The sequence below is a fragment of the Geomicrobium sp. JCM 19039 genome (assembly GCF_000698145.1).
Taxonomy (GTDB): domain Bacteria; phylum Bacillota; class Bacilli; order Bacillales; family Marinococcaceae; genus Geomicrobium_A.
The window spans coordinates 1-11,340 of the sequence record NZ_BAXB01000020.1; the positions used below are offsets into that span (position 1 = coordinate 1).

Annotated in this window: 13 protein-coding genes and 1 pseudogene; 11 read left to right on the forward strand and 3 right to left on the reverse strand. The window is 43.7% G+C overall.

Going from position 1 to position 11,340, the window contains the following annotated elements; translation table 11 throughout:
* The first annotated feature begins 124 nt into the window (after positions 1 to 124).
* Positions 125 to 484, forward strand: coding sequence for a hypothetical protein (locus JCM19039_RS16170; RefSeq protein WP_042429145.1), 360 nt, complete (start codon positions 125 to 127; stop codon positions 482 to 484).
* 602 nt (positions 485 to 1,086) lie between these two features.
* Here JCM19039_RS16170 and JCM19039_RS16175 read toward each other — a convergent pair.
* Both JCM19039_RS16175 and JCM19039_RS16185 read right to left on the reverse strand, forming a co-directional pair.
* The gene (locus JCM19039_RS16175; RefSeq protein WP_152550245.1) at positions 1,087 to 1,452 is read right to left on the reverse strand and encodes a hypothetical protein; all 366 of its coding nucleotides are present in this window, start codon (positions 1,450 to 1,452) and stop codon (positions 1,087 to 1,089) included.
* Between the two features lie 919 nt (positions 1,453 to 2,371).
* Positions 2,372 to 2,614: a NifU family protein gene (locus JCM19039_RS16185; protein ID WP_238554380.1), complete on the reverse strand. Its 243-nt coding sequence runs from the start codon at positions 2,612 to 2,614 to the stop codon at positions 2,372 to 2,374.
* 120 nt (positions 2,615 to 2,734) lie between these two features.
* On the opposite strand from JCM19039_RS16185, the gene JCM19039_RS16190 reads away from it, so the two are divergent.
* Positions 2,735 to 3,049, forward strand: a complete 315-nt coding sequence (locus JCM19039_RS16190; RefSeq protein ID WP_238545106.1) for a YuzD family protein — start codon at positions 2,735 to 2,737, stop codon at positions 3,047 to 3,049.
* A gap of 35 nt (positions 3,050 to 3,084) precedes the next feature.
* Here the strand turns inward: JCM19039_RS16190 and JCM19039_RS16195 are convergent, their stop codons facing one another.
* Entirely contained in the window at positions 3,085 to 4,164 is a 1,080-nt protein-coding gene (locus JCM19039_RS16195; RefSeq protein ID WP_042429152.1) for an NAD(P)/FAD-dependent oxidoreductase, read from the reverse strand.
* A 255-nt stretch (positions 4,165 to 4,419) separates the two neighbouring features.
* Between JCM19039_RS16195 and JCM19039_RS16200 the strand changes: the two genes are divergently transcribed.
* The 9 genes and pseudogenes from JCM19039_RS16200 to JCM19039_RS23335 all read left to right on the forward strand — a co-directional run bounded on the left by JCM19039_RS16200 (position 4,420) and on the right by JCM19039_RS23335 (position 11,279).
* Positions 4,420 to 4,656 (forward strand): DUF1450 domain-containing protein, encoded by a 237-nt coding sequence (locus tag JCM19039_RS16200; RefSeq protein ID WP_042403109.1) that lies wholly within the window; start codon positions 4,420 to 4,422, stop codon positions 4,654 to 4,656.
* A 15-nt stretch (positions 4,657 to 4,671) separates the two neighbouring features.
* Positions 4,672 to 5,268 (forward strand): TetR family transcriptional regulator, encoded by a 597-nt coding sequence (locus JCM19039_RS16205; protein WP_042429155.1) that lies wholly within the window; start codon positions 4,672 to 4,674, stop codon positions 5,266 to 5,268.
* Between the two features lie 36 nt (positions 5,269 to 5,304).
* Positions 5,305 to 5,544: a hypothetical protein gene (locus tag JCM19039_RS16210; RefSeq protein ID WP_052398885.1), complete on the forward strand. Its 240-nt coding sequence runs from the start codon at positions 5,305 to 5,307 to the stop codon at positions 5,542 to 5,544.
* 25 nt (positions 5,545 to 5,569) lie between these two features.
* Positions 5,570 to 6,409, forward strand: a complete 840-nt coding sequence (gene dapF, locus JCM19039_RS16215) for a diaminopimelate epimerase (RefSeq protein WP_042429283.1) — start codon at positions 5,570 to 5,572, stop codon at positions 6,407 to 6,409.
* Between the two features lie 95 nt (positions 6,410 to 6,504).
* Positions 6,505 to 6,759, forward strand: a complete 255-nt coding sequence (locus JCM19039_RS16220) for a hypothetical protein (RefSeq protein ID WP_042429158.1) — start codon at positions 6,505 to 6,507, stop codon at positions 6,757 to 6,759.
* Between the two features lie 174 nt (positions 6,760 to 6,933).
* Positions 6,934 to 8,148, forward strand: coding sequence for an acyl-CoA dehydrogenase family protein (locus tag JCM19039_RS16225; protein ID WP_042429161.1), 1,215 nt, complete (start codon positions 6,934 to 6,936; stop codon positions 8,146 to 8,148).
* Positions 8,149 to 8,167: 19 nt separating this feature from the next.
* On the forward strand, positions 8,168 to 9,382 hold the full coding sequence (locus JCM19039_RS16230) for a CaiB/BaiF CoA-transferase family protein (RefSeq protein WP_042429164.1): 1,215 nt from the start codon (positions 8,168 to 8,170) through the stop codon (positions 9,380 to 9,382).
* A 96-nt stretch (positions 9,383 to 9,478) separates the two neighbouring features.
* The gene (locus tag JCM19039_RS16235; RefSeq protein ID WP_042429167.1) at positions 9,479 to 10,942 is read left to right on the forward strand and encodes a leucyl aminopeptidase; all 1,464 of its coding nucleotides are present in this window, start codon (positions 9,479 to 9,481) and stop codon (positions 10,940 to 10,942) included.
* Between the two features lie 35 nt (positions 10,943 to 10,977).
* Positions 10,978 to 11,279, forward strand: a pseudogene (locus tag JCM19039_RS23335) (DUF3870 domain-containing protein).
* The last annotated feature ends 61 nt before the right edge of the window (positions 11,280 to 11,340 follow it).

An 11,340-nucleotide genomic window follows, 5' to 3' on the forward strand; every position in this document is an offset into this window, starting at 1 on the left:
TAGAAGGCTCCAAATTATCACGGATGCGAACGGAGTCCTATGGCTCGCCAGCTTCACCTCAAATTCGCTCTTTAGCACATCATCATTGGAATGCACATACGATGAAAAAAAAGGGGGAAAATGGATGCAGAGATGGTATCGTCCGTACCATTTTTATCAGCACAATCCTGCTTATCGAAATTACCCGCCTGCAGACCCGACGATGTTGACTGAATCCGTCCAGGAAATTCAACTGCTACTCCAACAAAGTCAAACGTTACTTCACGCCTTTGAAAATCAGGAGTTTTCATATCAAGTCATTAACGCTGCGCAACAAGGGCAAGATGAACATGTGGACCACCTTATCCATGCGATACCAGGGTTTACGGCTCGAACAAACGTGAGTTATACACCAACTGGAATAGCTGTACAGCTATTCTTACCTGCGCAAAATCCACAATCAGATTGCTGTACATTATCCATGGAATTAAAGTGGGGGAACTAAATAAATCGAAGTGGCGCTTCGTGGATAAGTGCTCACTGAAAAAAGGGAAATTGAAAAACATAAAACAATGTTTCGGTTGTTATAAGTAGAAAATTCCACATGGATTATGTCTATGATGGGATTTTCTTAAATGAGGAACCCTTTTTGCTGGGATCCCATGCTCAGATGAAAAATCCTTTTATGTTTGCATAACGAAAAAGCGTCACAGGGAACTTTATCCTTGTGACGCTTTTAATTCTTTCATTGGATTTCATTCTTTATCTTTTTTATGCTTATCTCACTTTATATTTGTCAATTCTAATTTTTTTGTTTTTCGTATCACGATCGCGACATCAACGCTGCCAAAAACATCTTCCAAGAAGGACTTAGAACCGCAGGAACTGCGGGGATCGTTTAGCCATGAACGAGGCCCGCTGTCCAGCATCAATCATGCTTGGTCAAGGTGTGCTTCTAGGAATTTCGGTACTTTAGTGCCGAGTAGTTCAATAGTTACGTTGATCATTTAAACAAATGTAATTTATTAAGTGAATATTTAAACATTGATAAGTATGAGCATAAATACCTTGAATTTTTTTGACTTAGGAAGCGATATATTTATCAATTTACTTATCATTTAGCTCAATGACCCAGGTATCCTCACCAACCTCTGGGTGAAATGTATCTTCAGCAAGAATGTCCTCTCCCGCTGCACCTTGTACATCATCATAAAGTTTATCGCTTTCATTTGATTTTGATGTTTTTGAAACAAATGCCGTATACGTCTTGTTAGTATCTGCCCTAAAACTTACCCGCTTATCTTTAGTTGTTAATAACCTGAAATCCTGCCCTTCGATTTCAGAATTTTTTGAGCTACTTGCTAATCGCAATGAATATTCTGTAGTTGGATTATTGTCTTCTATTTTTATATTCACAAGAACAATGGCTGGTTGATCATTAACAGGGTCGCTCTGAAAAAAGCAACCACTCAAAATTATCATCGATGAAATTAAAAGACTTTTTTTATCATATCTACACATCCCATTCTAATTGAGGAGTTTTACTATGAAAAAAGCTTCGATCTTACCATTGTTTGTAGCAATTTTATTCTCTCAAACAATGGTCAGCATGGTGAAGTGGAAACTGTGCTCGAGTTGCGACCAATCTGTTCTCAAGTTGGGGAAAATCGGAGCAAAAGCGGTATATTCTCATAAACTAGGGAACAGATTGAGCAAACTCGGTAACAGATTACCGGATCACGTGTACAATCCCCGCCGGGGACGACGTGTCGTTAGCCCTTCAGCCTGGTATCTGCACTCCAGTTGGAACAAACTGCGCAGGAGTTTAGCGGAATGATCGCCAGAATCGTTAATTTAGGCAAACTAGCGCGCATAATGGCACCTCGCTACCCCTCCAACCCAACAGCGCAAAATAGGAGAATCTTAAGTTCATTCTATATAGTTCTTCGATTTGATATGAATAGAGTTAACCATCCTCATTTACACTCCAACTCTCAACGAGTTCCTCTATGTCATCGCCTTCATCAAATACTGCAAAGCTACACGCCCGAGATAATCTTTTCCTATGATCCAGTTCTCCCCACGTAGACGGTTCAATGATGGGATAACTTACGACCACAACGCTCCATGTTGCGTAGATCGGCCCCGCTCACGAGTAACGTAGAGAGTGATTCGTTTTTTCAGCCCCCTCCTTCTCACAAGTGGAGATTTATAAGCTTATACAGTCATAGCTCGGCTAGGGGAAATACACATTGCTAGTCCCGCGGTTTCTGAGACGGAGCAAGATCACCTGTTTTTCTGTTTGAATAAAGTTTCGTAAGTGATGTATGACTCAATCAAAAAACCACGATTCTCATCGTGGTTTTTTGTATGAAATCCTGTAAACAGGCATTTAGAATACTTGTTCAATCTCCACTACACCTGGGACTTCTTCAACGAGCGCACGCTCAATGCCTGCTTTTAGCGTAATTGTCGATGAAGGGCAAGTACCGCAAGCGCCCATGAGACGAACTTTCACAATCCCATCCTCAATATCGACGAGCTCAACGTCGCCACCATCGCGAAGAAGGAACGGGCGGAGTTTCTCAAGTACTTCTTGTACTTGACCTGTGATATCTACTGTTTCTGTCATCATAAACACTCCTTTCTTTACCACCTATTATAATACCCAAAGGTGTAAAAATCCATGTTTAGGGTTATTTTTTCTCTAATTCGTTGTAAAATGGAATCACAACTGGAAAGGGGACGGTCTTTTGTGGGAATTGAGGTTGCGGTTTATGGCGCCGAAAAAAAATGCGCAAGTTGTGTGAACTTGCCTTCATCCAAAGAGACGATGGAGTGGCTCCAAGCCTTGTTACATCGGAAGTATCCTGAACAATTGTTTCAGTTTGAGTACATTGATATTGGGCAACCGAAACAAGGCTATGAACAAATGGCTGAAGAAATTATTGAAGAGGATCGGTTTTATCCGCTTGTGACGATTAATGGAGAAATTGTTGCTGAAGGAGATCCGAAGCTAAAAATCATTTATCGTACTATTGACGACATTATTAACCGAGAAGCAGTATAGAAAAAGGAGACGGGCAACGTTGCCCCGTCTCCTTTTTACACGCCGCTATGGTATTTATACATCCAGAGAACGCCGCTCTTTAAAATCCGCGCGACACGTCCTTTAACAGAAGCTTTATCGCCCATCACACCGAAGCCTTTTTTCTTCCCTAAAGAACCAAGGGTTCCCTTGAGTTTCATTTCAGGCATCGTGTCAGGTAATGGCTCTCCCGCCCATTGCTTTTTAAGGATCATCACAATTTGCTCCCCTTGTTTTTCAGCAAGTTGTCCACTCGGTGCATACGGAAGACTTGCACAGTCTCCAACGACGAATACATCGGGGTGATTTGGAATGTGATGATGCTTTGTTAAAATGATATGACCTTTACGGTCTTGTTCAACTTCCATATTCCGAACGACTTCAACAGGCTGCACGCCCGCAGTCCAAATGACGGCATCCGACTGTACCCGTTCATCGTGATTGTAGAGCGCACCGTCACTCACTTTAGTAATATTAGAGTTGCTAACGATATCGACATCATGTTTTTCAAACCATGAAGTAACATAGGTACTTAACCGTAATGGGAACATCGGGAGAATCGTTTCTCCTCGATCAAACAAATGAATGGTCAAATCGTGGCGACTCTCACGCAATTCAGCGGCCAATTCTACGCCAGAAAGCCCGGCTCCGACAACTGAAACGGTAGCGCGAGGTGGTAAATTACTAATGGCCTCGTAAGTTTTCCTTGTGCTTTCCATGCTTTGAATACTATGTGTATGCTCGCTAGCCCCTGGGACACCGTGGTATTTGTCTTCAGCACCGAGGCCGATGACGAGCTTGTCATAGCTTAAAGTCTCTGGGTCATGCTGATCACCAGAAAGCGTTATCGTTCTTGATTCAACATCGATATGTTGAACGTGTCCAAAGTGTCTGCGCACATGTTTTGGGAAAGGAACACGAATATCGTGATCTGATTCTGTGCCTGCTGCTAGCGCATAATACTCCGTTTTTATACAATGGTAAGGAAGTTTGTCAACGAGAACAATCTCGTAGTCTTCAGGCAAGTCTTTTGCGCTTAACTGTTGCATAATCTTCATGCTACCGTAACCGCCGCCCAATATGACAAGTTTTTTCATAGTGAAGGACCCCTTTTGTTGAAAAATGACACTGGTTGAGCGATTCGCGTGATCGGTTCTCGTTAAATCGCTCGCTGAAAACAGAATCTATGTAAAAATCATTTCGTAAGGATTGCACCTCTTAAAGTATAACGATTCTCTTCAATCCTGACAACAACTGTTGTAAGTAGTTTCAAAACCGTTGATCTAGTCTAAAGATTGACGGTAGCTATAGGGATTGGATACGATGACACAAAGGCAGGATGGTGAAGACGTTTGATCCCTATTGTAGAATTTTGTATGAGCAACCTTGCCGAAGGTACCCATCCCGTACTAGAGGCGTTAGAAAGAGATGCAGATATAGATGTGGTAGAATATGGTTGTTTAGGGAAATGCACCCTTTGTGCCAAGAAAAACTACGCCATCGTTGAAGGGAAAATAATTTCTGGTAGCTCTGCAGATGAGCTGCTTGAGAAGATCTATAAAGAACTTGAAGACAATGATTGGATATAGCCATGATGATGGATTATGAATTGTTTAGAGGTGAACCGTTTGGATAAAAAGGAGCGTATCGTACAAGCTGCCATTGACGTGTTCAAAGAGAACGGGATTGAGCGTACGAAAGTATCCGATATCGTCAAAGCTGCGGGCATAGCACAAGGCACGTACTATTTGTATTTTTCTTCTAAGCTCTCCGTTATGCCAGCCATTGCTGAAGAGTTAGTCAACACACTTGTGAAGAAACTTGAAAAAACCGTTGATAAAAAAGGGTGTTTTGCGAAGCAGCTCGAAGATATTATAGCAACGGTCTATGATAATCTAAAAGAATATCGGGAGCTCCACGCACTCGTTTACGCAGGGCTCGCATCTACCGAGCATTTGCGCGAATGGGAAGAGATTTACGAGCCGTTTTATGCATGGATGACATGGCGATTGGAAGAAGCACAAAGAAACGAAATGATCGGGGAACACGTGGAGCCAAGTAGTAGTGCGAGGCTTGTGATTGGGGTTATTGAAAGCAGTGCAGAACAAGCTTATTTACACGCTGCTCCTCCAGAAGAAGAGATTGTCAAACAAAAACGAGCGTTGTTGCAGTTTGTGCAACATGCTCTTCACGTTACGTAAACATTGCTTGAATAATGTAAGGGAGTAGATGAGAGAATGGAGTTGCTTCCGTTTCAAAACACGTGGCCGTATGATCGCATCGGCGGGGACGTTTATTTTGATGAGTGCCCAAAGTGCAATGAGCCGAATGTGTTAACCTATATGAAACAAAAACAATTGCGCGATGCATTTGATGGTGTGAAAACGACACTGATTTTGCCATGTTGCAACTATTCTATGGTGATCATGCATGCTGATGATGACTATTTTTGGACGACGGAACGTTTAAGGAAATGAGGAACTGCTTGTGAAATTTACGAAGATGCATGGACTGGGCAATAGTTATATTTATGTAGACGGGTTTCATCATGAAATCCCTAAAGAAGAACAATTAAAAAACACGGCGATTCGCGTCGCCAATCCGTATACAGGTATTGGCTCAGACGGAATGATTTTAATATTACCTTCAAATACAGCGGATATTCGTATGCGTGTGTTCAATAATGATGGGTCAGAGGCGAAAAACTGTGGCAATGGTTTGCGGTGCGTCTCCAAATATGTGTATGAAGCGAGTATTGTCCGGTCAAACACATTCACGATTGAAACGCTAGGAGGGATCGTCACTGCTGAAGTGCACCCAAAAGAGAATGGTCATGTGGATGAAGTAACCGTCGACATGGGCATCCCTGCACTCGAACGAGCGGCGATCCCCATGCGAGGAAATGATGATGAACTTGTCATAAATGAACGTATTTCTTTCGGCGAAGAAGTGCATGCTCTCACAGCGGTATCAATGGGCAATCCACACGCTGTTCTATTCTCTGACCATTTGGACACGGCTCATGTGCAGACCGTCGGTCCGCTCATTGAACAAGCGACAATCTTTCCAGAAGGAACAAATGTAGAATTTATTCAAATGAAAACTGAACAAGAGATTGATTTTGCTGTATGGGAAAGGGGTAGTGGCATCACACAAGCTTGTGGCACCGGTGCATGTGCTGCTGTTGTGGCGGCTGTCTTGAATGAGAAAAGTAAGAAAGACGAGGAAGTAACCGTCCATTTGCCAGGTGGAGACCTCTACATTACGTGGTCGAGTGAAAATGATCATGTGTGGATGCGTGGAAAAGCCGCGACCATCTGTTCAGGAGAGTTCTGTTTATAGTGATCTTCATTAACTTTTTGAAATCCAGTCATTTGGCGTCACTCTTACTTCGCTGCTGCATAGTTTAAAGTATCAAAGCTAAGGGGCAACGCAGCATGGATGGAGAGAAATATGTAACATACATTCAGCGATTTTTCAGCCAATATCCTGAAGAGCCCCGTGTCTATACGTTTTTTTTAGACGGGGTTTTTCATTGGATGGAAAGCGATTATATTATCGGGGAAATTCTGATGGCTTCGGATGAAGACTTAAAAGAAGTCCATCAAATTTTAAAGAGCATGGTGCACACGGAGGACAGCATCCATCGGTTTTTGGAGCTGATGGCAAAAGCCTATGTGATCGCAGAATAATTCTGAAAGAATTGACAAATGATCAAACTAGTCATATAATTGTGACCAAATGATGAACTGTTCAAGTCTTATGCTGCCTAGCCATGGTGATCTCTAAGACTGTCAGCCAGTTTACTTTTAATGGGAGTAGACTGGCTTTTTTGCGTCTACAAATGAGAATGGAGAGGGTATACGATGAATTTTACATTAAGCGAAGAACAAAAAATGGTTCAAAAAACGGTACGGAATTTTGTGGATAAAGAGATTATTCCGCACATCGGTGAGTGGGATGAGAACATGCACTTTGAACGCAGTGTGGTTGACCAAATGTCCACCCTTGGATTTATGGGCATTTGTATTCCTGAGCAATATGGTGGAAGCGGTATGGATTACAACACACTCGCCATTGTATGTGAAGAGTTGGAGCGTGGGGATACGGCGTTTCGGACGGCTGCTTCTGTGCACATCGGTCTCAACAGCATGACAATTCTGCAATGGGGGAACAATGAACAAAAACAAAAATACTTAACGCCACTAGCGCAAGGTGAGAAAATTGGCGCGTTCGGATTGACAGAACCGAATGCAGGTTCTGATGTGGCTGCGATGAATACAACAGCGAAGAAAAATGGCGACCACTATGTGTTGAATGGGTCAAAAACATGGATTTCCCTCTGTGATGTAGCAGATACATTTATCGTATTTGCCTATACCGGCGAGAAAGACAAAAAGCATTCCAGCATATCGGCATTCATCGTGGAACGTGATTTTGAAGGCTTCAGCTCGAAAGCGATTAAAGGCAAGCTTGGCATTCGTGCAGGAAATACAGGTGAGATCTTCTTTGATAACGTAAAGATTCCAAAAGAAAATCTGTTAGGTGAAGAAGGAGAAGGGTTCAAAATTGCAATGTCTGCGTTGGATAATGGTCGATTCACTGTCGCTGCAGGAGCATGTGGACTCATTATGGCAAGCTTGGAAGCATCTGTATCTTACTGTCATGAACGAAAGACATTTGGTACAGAAATTGGGAAGCATCAACTCGTCCAACAGATGATTGCCAACATGGAAGCCAACCTACAAATCAGTCGCCTGCTCGTGTTCAAGGCAGGGGAATTGAAAAACCAAGGCGTTCGGAATACTCGGGAAACATCACTTGCCAAATGGCAATCGTGTAACTTTGCGAACGAAGCAGCGAATGATGCTGTTCAAATACATGGAGCATACGGATATTCCAATGAGTATCCTGTCGAGCGGTATTTACGGAACTCAAAAGCTCCCGTAATCTATGAAGGAACGCGTGAAATTCATACACTGATGCAAGCACGATATGCGCTTGGGTATACAGAAGATAAACCACTCCGAAAGATGTTACCTGCGTGGCCTTTTGAAAAGTCAACAATCGCACAAGACTAACTCATACTGGAGGTAGATGATGCAAGGAGCACTAAAAGGTGTGAAAGTCCTCGATCTTTCTAGAGTATTAGCAGGGCCGCTCGGCACGATGTTGCTTGCCGATTTAGGAGCAGAAGTTGTGCGTGTCGAGCAGCCTGGAGGAAGTGATGACATTCGGCACTGGTGGCCGTTCTCCGGGGAAGAAAGCACGTACTACTTGTCAGCAAATCGCAACAAAAAGTCCATTACATTGAACTTGAAAAGTGAGCGAGGCAGAAGCTTGTTTGAAGACATGGTCCGCCAGGCAGATGTGGTCGTAGAGAACTTTAAAGCTGGAACACTCGCGCGACTCGGCTTAAGCTATGAGCATCTCACTTCGATAAATTCGAGATTAATTCTCTGTTCTGTGACTGGATACGGGCAAGACGGTCCTTATCATAAACAGCCAGGGTATGACCCTGTCATTCAAGCAGTCGCTGGACTTATGGATGTCACTGGCGAAGCAGATGGAGAGGCGACACGTGTCGGCACACCTGTTGTAGATATTATGACTTCCCATTATGTGTGCATTAGCATTCTAGCGGCATTACGTTCACGAGACGAGAGTGGAAAAGGGCAGCACATTGATCTCTCTTTGCTAGATGTTCAAGTGAGTTCCCTTGCCAACATTTCCAGTAGCTATTTGATGAACGGGCATGTGTCCAAACGCGCAGGAAATGCGCATGGGAATATTACACCGTATGAAACCTTTCTTTGTCGTGACAAGCCGCTCATGATCGCTGCTGGCAACGACCGGATGTTTGCTGCACTGTGCAACGTCATTGGCCAAGAGTCATTAGCCGAGGACCCTCGTTTTCGTACGAATGCCGACCGCATCGCTCATCGAAGTGAGCTAAGAGCAATTCTTGAATCAGTATTTAAGACAGAACGAGCGGATGCATGGGCGGAGAAATTGGCAGCAAATCAAGTACCTTGTGGACCAGTGAACAACATTGAGCAAGTATTCCAGCATGACCAAGTAAAACATCGAGACATGGTCGTTGAGCATTCTCATTCATCACTTGGAACGTACAAAGGGGTTAGAAACCCGATTCTATCTGATGGGCATGCGTTAGATGTCAACAGCGCACCACCCACACTTGGAGAGCATACGGCATCATTTTTGTCGGAATGGTTTAATTTTGATCAAAAAACGATTGATGATCTAAAAAAGAGGGTATCATATAGACAGAGGCTTTTTGCTCTGTACAATTGAACAAACGTGGCTAGCTGCTGCAGAAGATGCAGGAGTAGCCTTCGTTTGTTTTTATGTTTATGCGTACAGAGAATTTTCAGTTGGGGGCGAAACAACATGTATACGTATAAAAAAGAATGGTCGTTAGAAACAAGCGAATCAGCGGTGATTATTGGTGTCGGCACGGAAGATGCGGGGTTACCAGACGCATTAACTCATGGAACGAATAACTTACATGATCTGCTTAATAAGAAATATCCACACATAAAAAAGCAAAAAGGAAAAGTAACAAGCTTTACGGTCCCATCAGGAAGTGAGTGGACGACGCTCATTTTTGTTGGAAAGGGGGACGATACGGAAATTTCATCTTTGAAAGAGTCATTAGGCGCAGGTTTCCAAGCTGCTTCAGACGATGCGAAAGTAGCGGTGTTAATCGATACTTTTACGAATGATCGCTTTGATTCTACCAATGTTGCACAAGCAGCTGCAGAGATGGGGCATGTGTCCACATACACCTTTGATGCGTACAAAACAAATAAACAAGAAAAACCAGATCAAAGGATCACTTTCTATACAAACGGTGAGGCGAATGAGGCGGCTATTGCAGCTGGAACAGCGACGGCAAAAGGGGTAAATCTAGCGAGAACACTCGTAAACATTCCGGCCAATGATCTGACCCCAGTAGCGCTTGCTGGTGAAGCAAGAGCATTGGCAAGCCGTTTTGACCATTTCTCATTTGATGTGTTGGGCAATGAACAACTTGAAGAAATGGGTATGGACGCGTTACTTTCAGTGAACAAAGGTTCAGATCTGCCAGCGCAAATGATTGTTCTTCGATATCAAGGGCAAGAAACGTGGAGCGAACCCCTCACTTTTGTCGGAAAAGGTTTAACTTATGATACAGGCGGGTATTCATTGAAACCAGCGGATGGTATGAAAACGATGAAGTCTGACATGGGGGGTGCGGCTTCCGTACTTGGTGCGATGGAAGTCGTGGGTCACCTTCAGCCAGACGTGAATGTAATGGCCGTCATTCCGTCTACAGAGAATATGGTAAATGGACAGGCTATGCGTCCCGGTGACGTAATTGGCTCATTTGATGGGCAAACGATTGAAGTGACGAATACCGATGCTGAAGGTCGACTTGCTCTTGCGGACGGTGTGTCTTATGCAAAGCATCTCGGTGCAGCGAAAATTGTTGATGTTGCAACCCTTACAGGTGCATGTGTCGTTGCTCTTGGTGACGTCGTTACGGGTTCGGTATCGAATAACGATGATTTTTATGCTCAAGCAGAGCAAGCAGCGAAACAATCGGGAGAATCGATCTGGCGCTTTCCGACACATCCTCATTACTATGAGATGCTTAAGCAAACAGACGTTGCTGACTTGAATAATGCTCCAGGCCGATTAGCAGGAAGTATTACGGCAGGTCTTTTCATACAATCATTTGTAAAAGACACTCCATGGGTTCACTTGGATATTGCCGGTACATCATTCCTTGATCGTGTCACGCCAATGGGACCAAAAGGTGGAACTGGCGTGATGGTACGTACATTGGCAACAATGGCGTTAGATCAGTAGACGAATCGTAAAAGGAGAGGGTCTCGATCGCATTTTTGCACACGCGTTTTATTGCAGGACATGCAAAGTTACCACAAGGTATGGCAGCGAAAAGCGTGTTCGACACATTGACCATTACCGCGGAAGTTGATTATAAGTATGGCGTGATCCTTGAGGCTTCTTGTACATTAGCGACCGATCATGGCCGCCAATACATCCATGACCTTCTCAAAGGGACTAGCTTAGGGAGGGCCCAGAAGAAGCGGAGAAACTTGTCGAAGAGTATTATAAAGGTAAGGCCGCAAACGCGCTCGTTGCGGCTGTTAGAGATCTTCATAAGCAATACGAATTGCTCTAATCTAAAGGGGGTCATGCATGTGCAGAGACCCCCTTTCTTGATTAATAAGAGGAGGAATCGA

Bases quoted from the DNA above. Each gene is read 5' to 3' on its own strand.
- JCM19039_RS16210 (WP_052398885.1), top strand. From the start codon at position 5,305: ATGGAGTTGCTTCCGTTTCAAAACACGTGGCCGTATGATCGCATCGGC.
- JCM19039_RS16220 (WP_042429158.1), top strand. From the start codon at position 6,505: ATGGATGGAGAGAAATATGTAACATACATTCAGCGATTTTTCAGCCAA.
- dapF (WP_042429283.1), top strand. From the start codon at position 5,570: ATGCATGGACTGGGCAATAGTTATATTTATGTAGACGGGTTTCATCAT.
- JCM19039_RS16195 (WP_042429152.1), bottom strand. From the start codon at position 4,164: ATGAAAAAACTTGTCATATTGGGCGGCGGTTACGGTAGCATGAAGATT.
- JCM19039_RS16225 (WP_042429161.1), top strand. From the start codon at position 6,934: ATGAATTTTACATTAAGCGAAGAACAAAAAATGGTTCAAAAAACGGTA.
- JCM19039_RS16230 (WP_042429164.1), top strand. From the start codon at position 8,168: ATGCAAGGAGCACTAAAAGGTGTGAAAGTCCTCGATCTTTCTAGAGTA.
- JCM19039_RS16235 (WP_042429167.1), top strand. From the start codon at position 9,479: ATGTATACGTATAAAAAAGAATGGTCGTTAGAAACAAGCGAATCAGCG.
- JCM19039_RS16185 (WP_238554380.1), bottom strand. From the start codon at position 2,614: ATGATGACAGAAACAGTAGATATCACAGGTCAAGTACAAGAAGTACTT.
- JCM19039_RS16170 (WP_042429145.1), top strand. From the start codon at position 125: ATGCAGAGATGGTATCGTCCGTACCATTTTTATCAGCACAATCCTGCT.
- JCM19039_RS16205 (WP_042429155.1), top strand. From the start codon at position 4,672: ATGAATTGTTTAGAGGTGAACCGTTTGGATAAAAAGGAGCGTATCGTA.